Genomic DNA, 18,679 nt, shown 5'->3' with positions numbered 1-18,679 from the left:
CGCGCGCTCAGTCAGATTGACGGCATAGGCGGCCAGCGGGTCCGCCGCCGCGGCGGGCCCCTCTTCGTGGGAGTTCTCCTGACCGTCACCCGGAGGGGGCGTGTCTGGAGCCGGCTGAGGCGACTGAGGGACCTTCGTGACGCCATGCGAGATGAAGTTGAGGATGTCGAGCCGCGTCACGCCGTGTGCGCCGAGCAGCGTGGCCGCAAACGATCGCGACTGCTGCATGAGGGCGGCCAGAATATCGCCGCTTCGAACCTCTTCGCGACCGGCGCTTTGCACGTGCAGCACGGCGGCCTGCAGCGTGCGCCTGAACGCCAGCGTCTGTTCGGGTTCGCGATCCGAACCGGCCGGCAGCTGCTCGATGCGCTCGCGCAGAAAGACATCGAGCTCACGCCTGAGCCGGGGCAGATCCGCCCCGCAGGCAACGAGAATCTTGTCGCCCTCCAGGTCGTGGGCCATCACGTACAGCAGATGCTCGAGCGTCAGATGGGCGTGGCGGCGCGACACCGCTTCCCGATACGTGACGTGCAGGAGCATTTCCACCGACGTGCTGAACACGGGCGCGATCCTCTCCAGAACCGGTGTCACGACCTGTTCCCAATTCACCGGGCAAGCCGCCCGCCCGGGTCGTGACCTCGTCTCCAGTGCTTTCCTACAGTATAGCCAGTTCGGGTGTCAGGTTTTCTCGATGCTGGCCCGCAGCGGAAACCCGCAATCGGCCGCCAGTTCGTGGACGGTCGCGACCTTGGTCTCCGCGATGTCCCAGGGGTACACGCCGCACAGTCCCTGCCCCCCGGTGTGAACCTGCATCATGATCCGGAACGCCTCGGCCGGCCCCTTGTTGAACACCGACTCCAGCACCTGCACCACGAATTCCATCGTCGTGTAATCATCGTTGAGCAGGATGACGCTGAACAGCTCGGGTTCCTTGATCTGCTGGTGCGTCTTCTCGAGCACCGACCGATCCGGGGTGGGCCGCTGGTCTGCCATATGAGACAAGTATACCGGTCTGCCCTCCGACGCGGCGGAGTCGGGTTCCACGTCGCCGCCTCCCATGGCGTAAGACCAGCAACCGGCTGTGGATGGGCTCCCCGACTCAGGTGAGCTCGGGATTTCGAAGTAAGATCCGGAGCGGAGGAGCCTCAACGCCGATGGAACAGATCACGCCCGATACAGGGCTCATTGACCTGCAGTTTCAGGATCGGGCACTGGCGATCGCATCTGCCGCCATCGAGACTCCGGCTGGCGTGCTGATTGTCGATCCGGGACCCTCCACGTGCCGTGCGCGACTGCTGTCCGAACTGGCCGGTGCCGGCATCAGTCCGACCGCCGTGCACGGTTTGCTGTTGACGCACATTCACCTGGACCACGCGGGCGCCAGCGGCACGCTCGTACGGGAACATCCGCGCTGGAAGGTGTATGTCCACGAGCGCGGGGCACCGCATCTGATCGATCCGTCGAGGCTGCTCGCCAGCGCCACGCGGCTGTACGGCGACCAGATGGATCGACTGTGGGGCGAATTCGCAGCGGTGCCGGCAGCGAACGTGACGGCCCTGAAGGGCGGGGAGCGTCTGGCCTTCGGAGCGCGGCAAATTGATGTCGAGGTTCTCAGGGGCCACGCGACGCACCACGTTGGGTACTTCGACCGGACCAGCGGCATCGCCTATGCGGGCGACACTGCCGGCATCAGGACTGCCGATGACCCGTACGTGTATCCCCCGACGCCGCCCCCTGACATCGATCTCGAACAGTGGCGCGAGACCGTCGGGCTGATGCGGCGGTGGGAGCCGACGGGCATCTTTATTACACACTTCGGCTACAAGCGAGATCCGGTCGCGCATCTGGACGCGCTCGACACCGAAATCGAGTACTGGGGACGGTTCAGCCGCGAGCTGCTCGCGACTGGACGCGATCGCGAGACGCTTGGTCGCGAGTTTGTCGACGGCATCGTCGCGCGCATCACGGCCATGATTGGCGCCGATCGGGCAGCCGCCTACATTTCGGCCGCACCGCTCAACCACTGCTGGGCGGGACTTGTCAGATACTGGGAAAAGAGGGGGACGGCTTCATAACCAGCGTGGGGGGGGGCGACGACTGGTAGCGGGCTGGCCGCTGTCGAAGCGGCCCCTCGAACCAAGCCGATCAGCGAAATCCTGAGCGAAGTCGAAGGGCGTCAGTTCGCAAAACGGACCGTGAGGGCCAAGACGGGCTGCGCGAAGAGCGCTTACGTAAGGCCGGCGACGAGCCCCGGTAAGGTTCGTTTTGCCGGCGCGCGTGAGCGGGGACGCCGAGAGAGAGGCCTGCTCGCGGGACCTCGGCGCCAGAAGGGCGCGTGACAGCGATACTCAAGGGGAACGCGTGATGGATGCAACGACTGAACAGGAATTACGGGCGGGCGACGGGAGCGGCGCCAGGATGCTCATTGACGGGGAGTGGGTCGGGCGCGACGAGGTGATCGAGGTTCGCAACCCGTTCGACGGTCAGATGGTCGATACGGTGCCGCGGGGAACCGTCGCCGACGTCGATCGGGCGATTGCCGCCGCCGATCGGGCGGCCGGTGTGCCGTGGCCGACGCACGCGCGCTATGACGTGTTGATGAGAGCCGCGGCACGGCTCGACGCGGATCGCGACAGCTACGCCCGAACGATTGCGCTCGAAGGGAGTAAGTCGATTCGCGAGGCTCAGCGCGAACCGGTCCGATGCGTCAACCTGCTGCGCCTGGCGGCTGAGGCCGGCAGGCGCCTCGCGGGGGAAACGCTGCCGTTCGACAGCCGCGTCGGATCCGAGAACCGCGTGGGCTACTACTTCCGGTTTCCGATCGGCGTCGTCGGCGCCATCACCCCGTTCAACGATCCTCTGGCGATGGTGTGTCACAAGATCGGTCCTGCTCTAGCGGGCGGCAACGCCGTCGTACTGAAGCCCGGGACGGCAACGCCGCTGTCCGCGCTTCGGCTGGCGCAGGACCTGATGCTGGCGGGGCTTCCACCAGGACGGCTGAACGTGGTGACGGGCCGCGGCTCCGAGGTGGGCGATGCGATCGTCACGGATCCGCGCGTCGGCCTGGTCACCTTCACGGGCGGCGTCGAGACGGGCCTGCACATCACGCGAACCGCGGGCATCAAGAAGCTCTCGATGGAACTGGGTTCGAATTCCCCGGTCATCGTCCTGGCGGATGCCGATCTCGATCGCGCCGTGCCCGCGATCGCCGACGGGGCGTTCGCACAGGCTGGACAGAACTGCCTGGGCGTGCAGCGTGTGTTCGTGCACGACGCGATCTACGACAGTTTCCGCCAGCGGTTCGTCGACCACGTTGGTCGACTACGGGCGGGTTCGTCGATGGATCCTGCCACCGATGTCTGCGCGATGATCACACTCGGTCAGGCCGAACGGGTCGAACGCTGGATTCGCGAAGCCGTTGACGGCGGCGCGCGCGTGCTCGTGGGAGGTCGCCGGGAAGGAACACTCATCTGGCCGACGGTGCTGGAGTCGCTGCCCGCAGGCGCCAGGCTGGACTGCGACGAAGTCTACGGCCCCGTCGTCTCGCTGTACCGGGTGGCGTCACTCGACGAGGCCATCGCCGCCGCGAACCGCGTCAACTACGGGCTGCACGCCGCGATCTTTACGGAGAACCTCCGTCATGCGTTTACTGCTATCCAGGGCCTGCACGTCGGCGGCGTGATGGTGAATGACTCGACCGACTACCGGCTGGACGTGATGCCGTTCGGGGGGACCAAGCTCAGCGGCATCGGGCGGGAGGGGATCGACTTCGCGCTGCGCGAGATGACTGAAACCCGCGTCGTCTGTTTCAACTTGTAATTGCCTGATTCGTCGTGACCCTGCGAGCGGTGTCGGAGGTTCGCTTCGTCTGTCCCGTAGGGGCACGGCATGCCGTGCCCGCCTACGATCCGTGATGCCGTGGGCTGGTGTGTCGCCTGGGCGTGTTGTCCTGTAGGGGCACGGCATGCCGTGCCCGGTCATCCCGAATCCCGCGTGCGAGGGGGTCTTACGCACGTATAATCGGCCCACAAGTTCGCTACATGGCCCCCCAAGGCACATATCGGATTCTTCAGCTATGGCAAAACGACGAGCCAAGGACCGGCCGGCGAATGGCACCGCCAACCTCGGATTCGAGGCGACGCTCTGGGCCGCGGCCGACGCCCTGCGCAACAACATGGACGCGGCCGAGTACAAGCACGTCGTTCTGGGCCTGATCTTCCTCAAGTACATCTCCGACGCGTTCGAGGCGAAGCACGTGGAACTGGAAGCCCAGCAGTCGCAGGGTGCGGACGCCGAGGACCCTGACGAGTACCGCGCCGCGAGCATCTTCTGGGTGCCGAAGGAAGCGCGATGGTCCCACCTGAAGGCGAAGGCGCCCCAGCCGACCATCGGGACGATCGTCGATGATGCGATGGCGGCTATTGAGCGCGACAACCCGTCGCTCAAGGGCGTGCTGCCGAAGGACTTCGGGCGGGCTGGCCTCGACAAGCAGCGACTCGGGCAGATCATCAATCTGGTAAGCGACGTCGCGCTCGGCAGCGCCGCCGATCGCGCCAAGGACACGCTGGGCCGCGTCTACGAGTACTTCCTCGCGCGCTTTGCCAGTGCGGAGGGGAAGAGCGGCGGCCAGTTCTACACGCCCTCGCGTGTGGTGCGAGTGCTGGTCGAGATGCTCGCGCCCTACAAGGGCCGCGTCTACGACCCCTGCTGCGGCTCGGGCGGCATGTTTGTGAGCAGCGAGAAGTTCATCGAGGCTCACAGCGGCAAGCTCGGCGACATCTCCATCTACGGCCAGGAGTCCAACTACACCACCTGGCGTCTCGCCAAGATGAACCTCGCCATCCGCGGCATCGACGCGCAGATTGGCCATGGCGACACCTTTCACGACGACAAGCACCCCGACCTCAAGGCCGACTACGTGCTGGCCAACCCGCCCTTCAATGACAGCGACTGGCGTGGCGAACTGCTCAAGAATGACAAACGCTGGGCCTATGGCGTGCCGCCAGCCGGCAACGCCAACTACGCCTGGGTGCAGCATTTCATCCATCACCTCGCTCCCACCGGGATGGCGGGCTTCGTGCTCGCTAATGGCTCGATGTCGTCGAATCAGTCCGGCGAGGGCGAGATCCGCAAGGCCATCATCGAGGCCGACTTGGTGGACTGCATGGTGGCGCTGCCGGGCCAGCTCTTCTATTCGACGCAGATCCCCGTCTGTCTGTGGTTCCTGACGCGTGACAAGAGCGGCAGAGCCGCATCACCCCGTAGCTCACACGGCGGGGGCGGATTCCGGGACAGGCGCGGCGAGACGCTCTTCATCGACGCGCGCAAGCTGGGTTCGATGATCGACCGGGTGCACCGCGACCTGACCGACGACGACCTTGCGAAGATTGCCGGTACCTACCATGCGTGGCGTGGAGACCCACCCTCGACGGAACTAGCCGGGGCAAGCGCAAGCGCGGTCGTGTACGCCGACGTTCCAGGCTTCTGCAAGTCCGCCAAGCTCGACGACATCCGCAAGCACGGCCACGTCCTCACACCCGGCCGCTACGTCGGGGCCGAGGCGCAGAAAGACGATGGCGAGCCGTTTGACGCGAAGATGACCCGGCTCGCCGACACACTGCGCCAGCAGCAGACCGAAGCGGCCAACCTGGATGCCGCCATTGCCGCCAACTTGAAGGAGCTGGGGTATGGAAGCTGAGATGAGCGGCCCAATCGAGCTGAGCGGATTTGTGCAAGCAGCGCTTGCACGATTCGGCGTGATTTTGAGGTCGCAATTTGCGACGTCAAACTAGGGGAGGTTGTTGTGGTGAAGGCGGAACTATGGTCGCAATTCGCGACCATAGAGAATGGCCGCGGCCGGCATCAAAGACACCTTCCGTATGCCTTCAACTTCGACGCGATTCGCGAACTCATGGCGCCCCCCGTACGGCGCGGAAGAATCGGCTTCCGGTCGGGAGGTGCGTCATGAGGCGGCGGTCGTCTGGCGCGATTCGAACGCGCGGTGGTCAACCGATCGGCTCGCGCGACAACGTGCTTGCCCGCCGAGACATCACTGCAGGGGGAAGGTGATCGGGTATGGGCACTGAGACGGGCGGACTAATCGAGCCGGGCGGAGTTGTGAAACAGGGCCTCGCATAAACCAATTCCGAACCTTTTCTAAGGTCACAAGTTGTGACCTTAGAAGCATCGGAGGCGGACAGCCACAAGGAACTTCGCCATGGCGGGTGAGTGGATTGACACGACTATCGGCGAGCAAGCGACCCTTCAACGAGGAATCGACATTACGAAAGCTGAGCAGGTCCTGGGAACCGTGCCCGTGATCTCATCGGGCGGCGTATCGAGCTACCACGATACGGCGGCTGCATCTGGGCCAGGGGTCATACTTGGACGCAAGGGAGTGGTCGGAAGCGTCTACTTCGTTCCCTCCGACTACTGGCCACACGACACCACGCTGTGGGTGAAGGACTTCCATGGCAATGATCGTCGCTTCGTCTACTACTTCTTTAGGTGGATGGCTCCCCGGATTGCGGGGATGGATGTCGGCTCGGCGAATCCGACTCTCAATCGAAACCACCTCCACCCGATCGAAATTCGTTGGCCCCCCCTTCCCGAGCAGCACGCCATCGCCCACATCCTCGGCACGCTGGACGACAAGATCGAGCTGAACCGGCGGATGAACGAGACGCTGGAGGCGATGGCGCGGGCGCTCTTCAAGTCGTGGTTTGTGGACTTCGACCCCGTCCGCGCCAAGGCCGAAGGTCGCGACCCCGGTTTGCCCAAGCCCCTCGCCGACCTGTTCCCAGATTCCTTGGAGCAGTCGGAGTTGGGGCAGATTCCGAAGGGGTGGGAGGTGAAGCCCTTCGCGGATATGGTCGAAATCATCGGCGGCGGTACGCCGAAGACCTCAGCGCCCGAATACTGGAAGGGCGAGATCCCTTGGTTCTCGGTGGCGGATGCTCCGAAACGTGCAGATGTGTGGGTCGTGGATACCGAGAAGACGATCACCCGAGAAGGAGTCGAGAACTCATCAACCCGGATTCTCCCAGTCGGTGCGACGATCATCTCCGCCCGGGGTACGGTTGGCCGAATTGCTCTCGTAGGCGTGCCTATGGCCATGAACCAGTCGTGCTATGGCCTTCAGGGCAAGCGGGATAGGCGCGGGTTCTGCACGTACTTCGCGACGAGCGATTTGGTGGCGAGCCTGCAGCAGCACGCACATGGCTCGGTGTTCGATACAATCACACGTGATACTCTCGCTGGCGTATCGGTTGCGGTGCCTTCAGCCGAGCTGGTCGAGGCGTTCGACACCCGTGTTGGCCCGAGTATGGAGCGGATCCGGGCCGGACTGTTTGAATCCCGGACCCTCGCCGCGGTGCGCGACACGTTGCTGCCGAAGCTCATCTCAGGCGAATTGCCGGTAAAGGACGCGGAGCGATTCGTGACGAACGCGGCGTCATTCGGCGCCTCAGAGCCATGTTGACTGCTCCGACCGGTTACCTCGTATTCGTCGATGAGAGCGGCGATCACGGGATCGAGAGAATCGATCCCTCGTTTCCGGTGTTCGTTCTTTCATTCTGCATCGTCAGGAAGGATCTCTATTCACGCAACTGGCTACCGGCCGTCACCGAGTTCAAGTTCAAGCACTTCGGTCATGACCAGGTCATCCTGCATGAACGGGATATTCGCAAGGACACGGGCCCGTTCGCAACACTGCGCGATCCGGCGCGCAAGGCCGCGTCACATGATGAACCCGACGCAACTCAACCGCGCGTTCGCCGTGATTGAGAGGAAGTTGGACAGAAGTCCCCAAGGCAGGATAGAGGGATGGGGTTTGAAGACGTTCCCGTAAAAAGCAAAAGGCCCCGACGAATCCGCCGAGGCCAACTGCCGACCGGGAATCCCCAATCCTTAGGTGTATGATGCCGCGTCTGGATTCATCCGTCAAGCTCGACACCATGTCGGCGTGCTTGGCGGGGTTCGGATTGGTCTATGGCAGGACTTGAATAGTGAAGAACTTCACCGAGTCCGTCGTCGAAGACGCCGCGCTGGCCTGGCTGGAGGGGCTTGGCTACACCGTGCTGCACGGCCCCGAGATTGCCGTGGGAATGCCAGGCGCGGAGCGCGGCGATCCGAACTACCGCGACGTGGTGCTGGAACGCCGGCTGCGAGAGGCACTGGTGAGCCTCAACCCCAAGCTGCCCGCTGAGGCGCTGGAAGACGCGTTCCGCAAGCTCACGCGAACAGATGCGCCGTCGCTTGTCGAACGCAACCGCGCGGTGCACCGGATGCTGGTGGATGGCGTCACGGTGGAATATCGCCGTCCCGATGGGGCCATCGCCGGCGCCCAGGCCACGATTCTCGACTTCGACGAGCCGGACAACAACGACTGGCTGGCCATTAACCAGTTCACCGTGGCCGAGGGACAGCACACGCGCCGGCCCGACGTCGTGCTGTTCGTAAACGGCCTCCCGCTCGCGGTCGTCGAACTCAAGAACCCCGCCGACGAGACCGCGACCATCTGGAGCGCGTACCACCAGATCCAGACCTATCAGGCGCAAATCCCCGCACTCTTTGCCACCAACGCCGCGCTCGTCGTGTCGGATGGTGTCCAGGCGCGCATCGGCACACTGGGCGCAGGGCAGGAGTGGTTCAAGCCGTGGCGCACAGTCACAGGGCACGAGGACGCGGCGGCGCATCTTCCCGAACTGGAGGTGGTTCTGGGAGGGGTCTTCGAGAAGAGCCGGTTTCTGAGCCTCGTCCGCCATTTCATCGTGTTCGAGGACGCAGGAAGCGGGAAGCTCACGAAGAAGATAGCGGGCTACCACCAGTTTCACGCCGTCAACGTCGCCGTCGAGGAAACGCTGCGCGCGGCCGTTCCTCGCTCGGCAGCCGGCGACCTCCGAGACAAAGGCGAGTACTGGAGCAGCCGACGGCCAGGCGGTGATGCTGGTGATCAGCGGGTTGGCGTCGTATGGCACACCCAAGGGTCGGGCAAGAGCCTGACGATGGCGTTCTACGCGGGCCGCGTGATCCTGCACCCCGCGATGGCAAACCCCACGATCGTGGTGCTGACCGACCGAAACGACCTTGACGATCAGCTCTTCGGCACGTTTGCGCGTTGTCACGACCTGCTGCGCCAGCCGCCCGTGCAGGCCGCCAACCGTGCTGACCTTCGCCAGAAGCTGTCGGTCGCGTCCGGGGGAGTGGTCTTCACCACCATCCAGAAGTTCTTCTCCGAAGAGAAGGGCGGCGCGCCTTCGGCAGATCTACAACGAACAGCTCCACACGGCGTACTTTCAACCCGTCGCAACATCGTCGTCATCGCAGACGAGGCGCATCGCAGCCAGTACGACTTCATCGACGGATTCGCACGGCACATGCGCGACGCCCTGCCGAATGCCTCCTTCATTGGATTCACCGGGACGCCCATCGAGAAGACCGACGCGAACACGCGCGCCGTCTTCGGCGACTACATCAGCGTCTACGACATCCAGCGGGCCGTCACGGATGGGGCCACCGTCCCGATCTACTACGAGAGCCGGCTCGCCAGGATCGAGTTGAAGGAGTCCGAACGCCCGAAGATCGATCCCGAGTTCGAGGAGGCCACCGAAGGCGAAGAGGTCGAACGCAAAGAGAAGCTGAAGAGCCGATGGGCGCAACTCGAGGCCGTCGTCGGATCGGAGAACCGGATCAGACTCATCGCCCGCGACCTCGTCGAACATTTCGAGAACCGTCTCGCTGCGATGGACGGCAAGGCCATGGTGGTCTGCATGAGCCGCCGTATCGCCGTCGAGCTCTACCGCGAGATCGCGGCGCTTCGGCCCGGCTGGCACCACGAAGATGACGAGCGGGGCGCGCTGAAGGTCGTCATGACGGGCTCGGCGTCAGACCCTCTGGAGTGGCAGTCGCACATCCGCAACAAGCTGCGGCGCGAGGAACTGGCGAACCGTTTTCGCGACCCAAACGACCCGTTCAGGATCGTCATCGTGCGCGACATGTGGCTCACGGGCTTCGACGCTCCGAGCCTGCACACGATGTACGTGGACAAGCCAATGCGCGGGCACGGTCTCATGCAGACAATCGCCCGCGTCAACCGCGTCTTCAAGGACAAGCCCGGCGGATTGGTTGTCGACTACCTCGGCCTCGCCGACGAGCTGAAGCAGGCGCTCGCGACGTACACGGAGAGTGGAGGCACGGGCGAAACCGCTCTCGACCAAGCCGAGGCGGTGGCGGTGATGCTGGAGAAGTACGAAGTCTGTTGCGGCCTGTTCCATGGCTTCGCCTGGTCGGTGTGGGCGACGGGAACGCCGCAGGCTCGCCTCTCGGTGCTGCCCGCCGCCCAGGAACACATCCTCGCGCAGGAGGACGGCAAGAATCGGCTCCTGCGATCCGTCACAGAGCTGTCCCAGGCATTCGCGCTCGCGGTGCCCCACGCAGAGGCAATGAGAATCCGAGACGACGTGGGGTTCTTTCAGGCCGTGCGCGCGGTGCTGGCCAAGAACACGCCGGGCGAGCGGAAGACAGACGAAGAACTCGAACAGGCGATCCGGCAGATCATCTCGAAGGCGGTGGCGTCCGACGAAGTGGTGGACATCTTCGCGGCCGCCGGGCTCAAGAAGCCAGACATCTCAATTCTCTCGGAAACCTTCCTCGCTGAAGTCCGCGGGATGCCCCAACGGAACCTGGCCGTCGAATTGCTGCGGAAGCTCCTGACCGGCGAAATCAAGGTGCGGTCGCGGCGCAATGTTGTCCAGGCACGCTCATTCGCTGACTTGCTGGCACAGGCGGTGCGCAAGTACCAGAATCGGGCGATCGAGACCGCGCAGGTGATCGAGGAGTTGATTGCGCTGGCCAGGCAGATGCGCGATGCGAGCGCGCGAGGCGAGGCGCTGGGTTTGTCTGAGGACGAACTGGCTTTCTACGACGCTCTGGAGACCAACGACAGCGCAGTCAAGGTGCTCGGCGAGCCGACACTGACGACCATCGCCCGTGAGCTGGTGACTACGGTCCGCAGCAACGTCACGATTGACTGGACGATTCGCGAGACTGTGCGGGCGCACCTGCGGGTGGTGGTCAAGCGCATCCTCCGAAAGTACGGTTACCCGCCCGACCAACAGGAGAAGGCGACCCGAACCGTGCTGGAGCAGGCGGAACTGCTGTGCGGTGACTGGGCGGGCTGCTGATTGCACGCATCGGGCACGGCATGCCGTGCCCCTACGGGATCTACCCGCCGGGGGATACCGTGCCCGGATTCGATCTGGTGCGGCGTGCCGATCCGCAGACGGCCGGCGGCGCCATCACACCACGAGCAGTTCCTCGAGTTCCGGAATCTCGTCCTTGAGCGTGGCCTCGACGCCGAAATATAGCGTCATCTGCGCACTGGGGCAGCCGACGCAGTTGCCTGTCAGCCGGACTTTCGCCCGGTTGTCGGCGACATCCACCAGTTCAATATCGCCACCGTCGCTCTGGATGAGGGGGCGAATGCGGTCGAGCACCGACTGGACACGTTCACGGGTTACCATCTGGGAGCTCCTGCGTTGTTAGCAATCTCGATCCGGCGCCTGGTAGAGAGCTGTGCCGCTCGGGCCTCGCCGTCCTTTGGACCGCCGAGCCGGCCCATAGCCAAGGTGCGCGGGTTCTATCCCTCGTCCTGGCCTTCTGCTGGCGTCCCGTCTAGACGCTCGCCAATGGACTGCTCGAAAACGTCACGCGAGACCGTCACATGAACACGATCTCCCGCCGTCCCGGGGCGTTTGTCGATGCCAGAACGTCTAGGTCTCTCCCATTGTCTCACGCCGTGCGTTTCCTGTCAGCGAATCCGGTCTTCAAGCTATCCCACAGCGCCCGGACGCGCGTGAAGGCCAGACTGGCGTCGGCGGGATCGCTTCGCACCCCGATCGAAGGGGCCGGGCGGAGGACCGCCCATCCGACTTTGTTTGCAAACGCAACAAATGGGGCAGAATCGGACGCCTGTTCTGCCGGCACGAGTGACTGGCGGCAGTCGGCCTCACGCAAGAATGGCCCTGGCGGCAGACGGCAAGAGCGGGCGCGCGGCACGATGATGTGGCCTAAATTACTGATGTTATTGGCCAATTGTGCCAGCGTGCCTCCGGACTCCCGCACCCTGCCTGACGCGCCGCCCGCCAGGAACGCTCACGCCTCGAAAATCGGGCTGGATCGACGCGATGAAAAAAGTCTTGACGAATAATTCTAGATGCATATAGTTTGTCTGTCTAATGAACAAATATTCCCGTCCGTTGACGTCATAGCGTTCGGATGGAGATGTTCCGGAGCCATGTTTCACAACGCTAGGTCGAGAATCTGACGAATGCGCCGAATCAACCCGTCCCGTTTCTCGGTGGCCACGCGGGGCACGAGCCGCGAGATCAACCGCCGGATCGTGCTGAATCTGATCCGTTCGCACCAACCCATCTCCCGGGCCGACGTGGCCCGTCTGATGAGCGTCAGCCGGGGCGCGGTCACGCTCATCGTCAACGACCTGATCGCCAACAAACTCGTGTACGAGGGTGCCACGGGCGAGGCCGTCCGCGGCCGCAAGCCGAAGTTCCTCTACATCAATGCGAGGCGGCGCACGGTTGTGGCTGCCGACATCCGGGCCAGCGAGACCTTTGTGATGCTGGCCGACCTGCTCGGCAAGCCCCTCACGGGCGTCACCTCCTTTCCCACCGCGCGTGACCCGAAGCAGGTCGTCTCCACACTGGCCTCGCGCATCAAGCGCCTGCTGGCTGACCACGCAGAGGCCGGCACCTGCGAAGGCATCGGCGTGGTGGTCCCTGGCATGGTCGAGCACGTGACGATGCGCGTCCTTCATGCACCGACGCTGGGATGGCGCAACGTCGACCTGCGGGAACCCCTCGCGGCCGCCACCGGCCTGCGCGTCCAGATCGAGAACTCCGGACGGGCGTGCGCGCTGGCGCAAATGTGGGCCCTTGGCGGGGCAGGCGCCTCAGACGGTGACGTGGTCTTCGTGAGCGTGTCCGATGGGGTCGGCGTCGGCGTGATCATGAACGGAGAGCTCCTGCGAGGTCGTCACAACATCGCTGGTGAGTTCGGCCATGTCGCGCTCTCGCTCGACGGGCCGAGATGTTCGTGCGGTTCGAACGGGTGCTGGGAAGCCTATATCTCGAACCGCGCGACGCTCGCGCGCTATTTTGGCCGGCCCGCCCACGAGGGCCCGCAGGACGCGGCGCACCGCCACTTCACTGTGGAAGACCTCATCGTGCGCGCCCGCGGCGGCGATGCGAAGGCCATCGCGGCGATCGAGGCCACCGCCCGCTACCTGGGACTCGGGCTCGCCTCGGTCATCAATGCCCTCGATCCCGCCTGCGTGCATGTCGGCGGTGAAATCACGCTGGCGTGGGATCTCATCGAAGGATCCGTGCGGGCGGCGCTGGCGGAGCGGGTGCTGACGCCGGCCGCCGCCGCCACCGAGATTCGGCCCGTTGCGGCCACCGAATATCCACGGCTGCAGGGAGCGGCCGCACTCGTGACTGCGCCAGCGTTTGCCGCGCCGGTGGTGGCGTGACCGCGGGCATCGGAGGAGGCATGAGGTCTGAGACCATCGCACCATCCACTTGCATCGTCCGCAACACGGCGTCCCGACAAGGACGCACGATTGCCGTGAAACCGGGCACGACCGCCTCTCGCTACCTGCACTATGGCCGCATCATCCTCGACGGTGGTGACCCGCTCGTGCGCTTCGAGACCGACGACAGGGAAACCGGCCTGATCTGCCTGCGCGGCAGCGGCGCGGTGACGGTGGATGGAGCCGAGCACGCCATCGACTTGTACGACGCCATCTACGTGCCCAGAGATAGCGCGGTAGAGGTAGCCGCCGGAGCGCACGGGTGCGACCTCGCTGAAGTCGCCGCGCCGGTCTCGACGCATCATCCCGTGCAGATCGTCCGCTTCAGCGACGTCAGACTGGACCCGGGTCTGCATTTCGATACGGGCGGCGACGCGGCGAAGCGCGAGGTGAACGTGCTCATCGGCAAGAACGTTCAGGCGGGACGGATCATGGCGGGTGTCACGTTCAGCAAGCCCGGCAACTGGACGTCCTGGCCGCCGCACGAGCACGCGGCCATACTCGAAGAGGCCTACCTCTACATCGACATGCCTGCCCCGTCGTTCGGCGTGCAACTGGTCTACACCAACGCCCGAGAGCCCGAACTCGCTGCGGTGGTGCGCGAAGGCGATGTGGTGTTGATGCCGAAGGGCTATCACCCGAACGTGGCCGCCCCCGGGGGTTCGATCAACTTTCTGTGGATGATGGCGGCTCATCGCGAAGACGTGGACCGCCAGTACGGCGTCGTGAACGTGCAACCAGAGTACGGCGCCCTGGGATCCGGCCTCGACAAGGGGCGATCGGAGCGCACATGAACGCGAAGGCACCAGTCCTCGAGTTCCAGCACCGAGAGTGGAGCGCCATCCCAGCCGAACACATCGCCGATGGCATCGATCGCCAGATGGTCTGGGGTGATCGGCTGATGGTCTGCCGGCTGCGGTTCGATCCGCACGTCGTCACACCCGTGCACACGCATCCTCACGAGCAGATCACGATGGTGGAGCGCGGACGCGTCGTCTTCACCGTCGAGGGCGAGCAGCGGGCTGCGACTGCCGGCGACGTGCTGCGATTTCCGTCGGAGATCCGGCACGGCGCGACGATGCTCGATGAAGAAGTGGTGCTCATCGACATCTTCTCGCCCATCCGGGAGGACTTTCTGCCAGCCACGTAGGCTGTGCCGCGAGGGACCATGGCGACAGATCTCTTCAGGCTCGACGGCAAGGTGGCGCTCGTCACGGGCTGTGCCCGGGGGCTGGGGGCGGGGATGGCCAGTGCGCTCGCAGCCGCGGGCGCCGATGTCGCGCTTCACGATCGTGAGGCGCCGCTCAAGACCGCAGCTCACCTGAAGGCGCTCGGGACTCGCACCGCGTGCATCGCCGCGGATCTCGCCGACCGTGCCGCCGCGGATCGCCTCGTCGCGGACACCATCGCTGCGCTGGGGCGCATCGACATCCTCGTGTGCAACGCCGGCATCATCCGGCGCGAGCCAGCTGCCACGCACGGCGACGAGGACTGGGATGCCGTCATCGAGGTGAACCTCACCAGCGTGTTCCGCCTGTCGCGCGCTGTCGGCGCGCACATGATCGAGCGCGGCGAGGGTGGCAAGATCGTGCCTATCGCCTCGCCCCTGTCCTTCCAGGGAGGGATGACCGTGCCGAGCTACGCCGCCGCCAAGGGAGGCGTCGCCCAGCTCACCAAGGCCCTCGCCAACGAGTGGGCACCTCATCGCATTTCGGTCAACGCCATCGCCCCGGGCTACATGGCCACCGACAACACGGCGCCGCTCAGAGACAACGAAGTGCGCTCGCGACAGATCCTCGAGCGGATTCCGGCGGGGCGGTGGGGCACGCCGGACGACTTGGGGGGACCTGTCGTCTTCCTGGCATCGGCGGCCTCGGATTACGTCACGGGGCACGTGCTCGTAGTGGACGGAGGCTGGCTGGCGCGGTGACGCGGGACAGCCTCAGCCAAGGCGCGAAGGGGAACAGAGGAGTGACGAGGACGCCATGAACGGCACACCAGCTGAGGGCGGGATCCTCCGTCGAATTCCCGGCGCCAGCGTGTTCGCGAAACTGGTCGGCCCCGCGGCTCTCACAGCAGCGGGGATGATCGGGGCCGGGGCCGTGGCGACGCGGCTGCTGGCAGGCGCCTGGTTCGGATTCGATCTCCTGTGGGTCGCGCTCTACGTGATCCCGATGGTCATCTTCACGCTGGACTCGGCGTCTCGCGTCGCCGTGTTCTCCGGCGGCCGCGGCATGTTCACGATGATCCGGGGCGACATCGGTGCCTGGCTCGCGTGGGGCATTCTCGTACCGACCGTGCTCGTGAACGTGATCGTCAACATGAGCCAGTCGTCCGCGATGCTCGAGGGCGTGTATGGCGCGTTCGGCATGCTGCCCCCGGCGGGCGGCAGTTCGGCGGCCTTCATCGTCACGGCGGTCATGACCGCGGCGACCCTCGCGGCGGCGGTGCTCGGCGGTTACAAGCGCGTTGAGAAGATCATGACCGGGCTGTTGCTGGTCATCCTCGTCTCCTTCATCGTTGTGGCGATCAAGGGGCTGCTCGACTGGCAGACGTGGCCGGCGCTCGCCCGCGGGCTGGTACCACAGGTTCCCGCTCCGGTGCCGGTGGTGGGCACCGATCAGGTGCGGGATGGATTCAGGCAAATCATGGGGATTGCGGGTCAGGCGCTCCCGCCCTCCGTCTTCCTGGCCTACGGCTATCTCGCGAAGAACGCCGGCTACTCGTCGGCCGATGTCCGACAAGCGTTCTGGAAGACGGTTCAGAACCTCGGAGTCATCTGGGGATTGTTCTCGGTGGTCGTCATCGTCGCGGGGGCCACCGCCCTGCACGCGGTGTACACGGGTGCCGGGCCGGCCTACCTCGGCGTCAGCCATTACTCGCAGATCGAGAGCATCCCCGTGGCGGGTCAGGTACTCGGGCCGGCGTTTCCCGGCGCGCTGCGGTTTCTGGCGCCGCGGTTCTTCTCGATCGGCCTCGTGGCGGCCGCGTTCACCACGCTGATCTCCGTCTCGTTGACGATGACCTACTTCTGCATGGACATGGCGAAGAAAGACTGGCGCTTCTCCGCGGACAACACGTTGTTCAGGAAGGTGTTCGCGATTTGGATTGCGGTGCCAGCGCTCATCGCGCCGTTCTGGTCACTTCCCGCGCTGCTCAAGGCCATTCTCGCGATGGTGGGCAACCTCATTCTCGCGCCCGTCGCCGTGCTGGTCATCATGTACTTCGTTAACCAGAAACAGCTGGGCGCGTTCAAGGCGAACACAGGCCGCAACGTGGTGCTCGGCATCACGGTGCTGTTTTCCCTCGTCCTCGTCATCTATGGAGTGATGGGACTGCTGCGATGAACACGAGTTCCAGCCGGACCGACGTCGTCCGCGACATCGAGGCCTCGGGCGTGGTTGCCGTCATTCGCCTCACCGACGCCAGCCAACTGAGGGCGGTGGCCGAAGCGCTCCTGGCCGGCGGGGTCCGGGCGCTCGAAGTGACGATGACCGTGCCCCGGGCCGTGGCGCTCATCGAAGAACTCTCGGCGGGGCTGCCGGCTGGCGTGCTCGTGGGCGCCGGCACGGTACTCGATGCCGAGACGGCGCGGCAGGTCATCCTTGCGGGTGCCCGTTTCGTCGTCGGCCCCGTGTTCAGGCGGGACGTGATTGAGATGTGCCACCGCTACGACACCGCCGTGATGCCGGGCTGCTTCACGCCGACCGAGATCCTCTCAGCGTGGGAGGCAGGCGCGGACATCGTCAAGGTGTTTCCGGCGACCGCGCTTGGCCCCGGGTTCTTCAAGGACGTTCGCGGGCCGCTGCCGCAGGTGCGGCTGATGCCGACCGGCGGCGTGACGCGGGAGAACGCCGGCGACTGGATCCGGGCCGGAGCGGTGGCCATCGGTGTCGGGACCGCGCTCGTGGACAAGAAGGCCGTCGCCGAGCGCCGTTACGACGACATCACGGCGTCAGCGCGTCACTTCGTTGAAGCCGTGCGGGCGGCCCGCAATCTCCAGGCGACGGAGGCATAGGAATCCATGGGGAAGACCGTGTGTTTCGGCGAGATCATGCTGCGACTGAGCCCTCCCGGGTTCGAGCGCCTGTTCCAGTCCCCAGTCTTCCAGGCCACGTTCGGCGGCGGCGAGGCGAACGTGGCGGTCAGCCTTGCGCACTTCGGCTGCGAGAGCCACTACGTCACGCGAGTCCCGGACAACCCGATCGGAGATGCCGTCGTCCGCGCATTGCGTGGCGAAGGCGTCAGAACCGGGCACGTGCAGCGCGGCGGCTCGCGGCTGGGGATCTACTTCGCAGAAACCGGCGCAAGCCAGCGCCCGTCGACAGTCCTGTACGACCGGAGCCTCTCGGCGATCAGCGAGATCCAGCCGGGTACCGTGCCGTGGGCCGAGGTGTTCACGGGCGCCGACTGGTTCCACTGCACCGGCATCACCCCGGCCATCAGCCGGTCGGCGGCCGAGTGCACACGGGAGGCTCTCGAGGCGGCCAAGCGCGCCGGGGTTCGGGTGAGCGTCGACCTCAACTACCGGAGAAAGCTCTGGTCCGAGCACGAGGCCCAGCAGACCATGCGGCCGCTGATGCCGTTGGTGGACGTGGTGGTGGCCAACGAAGAAGACCTGCAGGCCGTACTGGGTATCGAGGTGGCGCACGCCGACGTCTCCGGCGGGCAGTTGAGCGTGGAAGGCTACCGGACGGCGGCCGGGCGCGTCGCGACGGAGTTCGGAGTCAAGAAGGTGGCCGTGACGCTGCGCGAGAGTCTGTCGGCGAGCGACAACGCCTGGAGCGCGGTGCTGTTGGACAGCGAGTCCGGGAGTTTCCACCAGAGTCAGCGATACACCATCCGGCTCGTCGATCGCATCGGCGGCGGCGACAGCTTTGCGGCGGGCCTGATCTACAGCCTGCTGGCGGGGCGCGACAGCGGGGCGTCATTGCGATTTGCCGTCGCGGCGAGCGCCTTGAAACAGACGATCCCGGGAGATTTCAATCGGGTATCAGTGAACGAAGTGGAGCGGCTCGCTGCCGGTGACGCCAGCGGCCGAGTCCAGCGGTAACGCGGCGAGGTGCGGAAGGC

General features: G+C 65.1%; 16 protein-coding genes. 13 read left to right on the top strand and 3 right to left on the bottom strand.

Annotated features, from left to right (window positions below):
• Positions 1–591, bottom strand: a 591-nt coding sequence (gene clpA, locus NTV05_09365; protein ID MCX6544610.1) for an ATP-dependent Clp protease ATP-binding subunit ClpA, incomplete at its 3' end; no start/stop codon positions are given.
• A gap of 87 nt (positions 592–678) precedes the next feature.
• Positions 679–993 carry an ATP-dependent Clp protease adaptor ClpS gene (locus NTV05_09360; GenBank protein MCX6544609.1) on the bottom strand — a complete coding sequence of 105 codons (315 nt, stop codon included), beginning with the start codon at positions 991–993 and terminating at the stop codon, positions 679–681.
• A gap of 161 nt (positions 994–1,154) precedes the next feature.
• Between NTV05_09360 and NTV05_09355 the strand changes: the two genes are divergently transcribed.
• From NTV05_09355 to NTV05_09330, 6 genes are all read left to right on the top strand, one after another.
• A complete protein-coding gene (locus NTV05_09355) occupies positions 1,155–2,075 on the top strand; it encodes an MBL fold metallo-hydrolase (GenBank protein MCX6544608.1) in 921 nt (306 codons plus the stop codon).
• Between the two features lie 289 nt (positions 2,076–2,364).
• Complete coding sequence (locus tag NTV05_09350) at positions 2,365–3,819, top strand: aldehyde dehydrogenase family protein (GenBank protein MCX6544607.1); 1,455 nt, start codon at positions 2,365–2,367, stop codon at positions 3,817–3,819.
• 256 nt (positions 3,820–4,075) lie between these two features.
• The gene (locus NTV05_09345) at positions 4,076–5,698 is read left to right on the top strand and encodes a class I SAM-dependent DNA methyltransferase (GenBank protein MCX6544606.1); all 1,623 of its coding nucleotides are present in this window, start codon (positions 4,076–4,078) and stop codon (positions 5,696–5,698) included.
• Positions 5,699–6,217: 519 nt separating this feature from the next.
• Entirely contained in the window at positions 6,218–7,480 is a 1,263-nt protein-coding gene (locus NTV05_09340; protein ID MCX6544605.1) for a restriction endonuclease subunit S, read from the top strand.
• Positions 7,474–7,785, top strand: coding sequence for a hypothetical protein (locus NTV05_09335; protein MCX6544604.1), 312 nt, complete (start codon positions 7,474–7,476; stop codon positions 7,783–7,785). Before NTV05_09340 ends, NTV05_09335 begins: the two co-directional genes overlap by 7 nt.
• Before the next feature lie 221 nt (positions 7,786–8,006).
• On the top strand, positions 8,007–11,183 hold the full coding sequence (locus NTV05_09330) for a type I restriction endonuclease subunit R (GenBank protein MCX6544603.1): 3,177 nt from the start codon (positions 8,007–8,009) through the stop codon (positions 11,181–11,183).
• Positions 11,184–11,297: 114 nt separating this feature from the next.
• Here the strand turns inward: NTV05_09330 and NTV05_09325 are convergent, their stop codons facing one another.
• The gene (locus tag NTV05_09325; protein ID MCX6544602.1) at positions 11,298–11,522 is read right to left on the bottom strand and encodes a NifU family protein; all 225 of its coding nucleotides are present in this window, start codon (positions 11,520–11,522) and stop codon (positions 11,298–11,300) included.
• Between the two features lie 806 nt (positions 11,523–12,328).
• Here NTV05_09325 and NTV05_09320 point away from each other — a divergent pair.
• Genes NTV05_09320 through NTV05_09290 form a run of 7 tightly spaced genes read left to right on the top strand, consistent with a single transcriptional unit; the run spans position 12,329 to position 18,659 of the window.
• Positions 12,329–13,546: an ROK family protein gene (locus NTV05_09320; GenBank protein MCX6544601.1), complete on the top strand. Its 1,218-nt coding sequence runs from the start codon at positions 12,329–12,331 to the stop codon at positions 13,544–13,546.
• Positions 13,547–13,566: 20 nt separating this feature from the next.
• The gene (locus NTV05_09315; protein MCX6544600.1) at positions 13,567–14,400 is read left to right on the top strand and encodes a 5-deoxy-glucuronate isomerase; all 834 of its coding nucleotides are present in this window, start codon (positions 13,567–13,569) and stop codon (positions 14,398–14,400) included.
• On the top strand, positions 14,397–14,756 hold the full coding sequence (locus NTV05_09310; protein MCX6544599.1) for a cupin domain-containing protein: 360 nt from the start codon (positions 14,397–14,399) through the stop codon (positions 14,754–14,756). Before NTV05_09315 ends, NTV05_09310 begins: the two co-directional genes overlap by 4 nt.
• A gap of 18 nt (positions 14,757–14,774) precedes the next feature.
• Positions 14,775–15,536: a 2-dehydro-3-deoxy-D-gluconate 5-dehydrogenase KduD gene (kduD, locus tag NTV05_09305; protein MCX6544598.1), complete on the top strand. Its 762-nt coding sequence runs from the start codon at positions 14,775–14,777 to the stop codon at positions 15,534–15,536.
• A gap of 55 nt (positions 15,537–15,591) precedes the next feature.
• Positions 15,592–16,953: a divalent metal cation transporter gene (locus NTV05_09300; GenBank protein ID MCX6544597.1), complete on the top strand. Its 1,362-nt coding sequence runs from the start codon at positions 15,592–15,594 to the stop codon at positions 16,951–16,953.
• Positions 16,950–17,624 (top strand): bifunctional 4-hydroxy-2-oxoglutarate aldolase/2-dehydro-3-deoxy-phosphogluconate aldolase, encoded by a 675-nt coding sequence (gene eda, locus NTV05_09295; GenBank protein ID MCX6544596.1) that lies wholly within the window; start codon positions 16,950–16,952, stop codon positions 17,622–17,624. Before NTV05_09300 ends, eda begins: the two co-directional genes overlap by 4 nt.
• Before the next feature lie 6 nt (positions 17,625–17,630).
• Entirely contained in the window at positions 17,631–18,659 is a 1,029-nt protein-coding gene (locus NTV05_09290) for a sugar kinase (GenBank protein ID MCX6544595.1), read from the top strand.
• Positions 18,660–18,679 lie beyond the last annotated feature (20 nt).

The sequence above is a fragment of the Acidobacteriota bacterium genome (assembly GCA_026393755.1).
GTDB lineage: Bacteria > Acidobacteriota > Vicinamibacteria > Vicinamibacterales > JAKQTR01 > JBAXOX01.
This window is presented reverse-complemented; position numbering and strand designations above follow the sequence as displayed.

Bases quoted from the DNA above. Each gene is read 5' to 3' on its own strand.
- NTV05_09315 (MCX6544600.1), top strand. From the start codon at position 13,567: ATGAGGTCTGAGACCATCGCACCATCCACTTGCATCGTCCGCAACACG.
- NTV05_09360 (MCX6544609.1), bottom strand. From the start codon at position 993: ATGGCAGACCAGCGGCCCACCCCGGATCGGTCGGTGCTCGAGAAGACG.
- NTV05_09325 (MCX6544602.1), bottom strand. From the start codon at position 11,522: ATGGTAACCCGTGAACGTGTCCAGTCGGTGCTCGACCGCATTCGCCCC.
- NTV05_09310 (MCX6544599.1), top strand. From the start codon at position 14,397: ATGAACGCGAAGGCACCAGTCCTCGAGTTCCAGCACCGAGAGTGGAGC.
- eda (MCX6544596.1), top strand. From the start codon at position 16,950: ATGAACACGAGTTCCAGCCGGACCGACGTCGTCCGCGACATCGAGGCC.
- NTV05_09320 (MCX6544601.1), top strand. From the start codon at position 12,329: ATGCGCCGAATCAACCCGTCCCGTTTCTCGGTGGCCACGCGGGGCACG.
- kduD (MCX6544598.1), top strand. From the start codon at position 14,775: ATGGCGACAGATCTCTTCAGGCTCGACGGCAAGGTGGCGCTCGTCACG.
- NTV05_09345 (MCX6544606.1), top strand. From the start codon at position 4,076: ATGGCAAAACGACGAGCCAAGGACCGGCCGGCGAATGGCACCGCCAAC.
- NTV05_09355 (MCX6544608.1), top strand. From the start codon at position 1,155: ATGGAACAGATCACGCCCGATACAGGGCTCATTGACCTGCAGTTTCAG.
- NTV05_09290 (MCX6544595.1), top strand. From the start codon at position 17,631: ATGGGGAAGACCGTGTGTTTCGGCGAGATCATGCTGCGACTGAGCCCT.
- NTV05_09340 (MCX6544605.1), top strand. From the start codon at position 6,218: ATGGCGGGTGAGTGGATTGACACGACTATCGGCGAGCAAGCGACCCTT.
- NTV05_09335 (MCX6544604.1), top strand. From the start codon at position 7,474: ATGTTGACTGCTCCGACCGGTTACCTCGTATTCGTCGATGAGAGCGGC.
- NTV05_09350 (MCX6544607.1), top strand. From the start codon at position 2,365: ATGGATGCAACGACTGAACAGGAATTACGGGCGGGCGACGGGAGCGGC.
- NTV05_09300 (MCX6544597.1), top strand. From the start codon at position 15,592: ATGAACGGCACACCAGCTGAGGGCGGGATCCTCCGTCGAATTCCCGGC.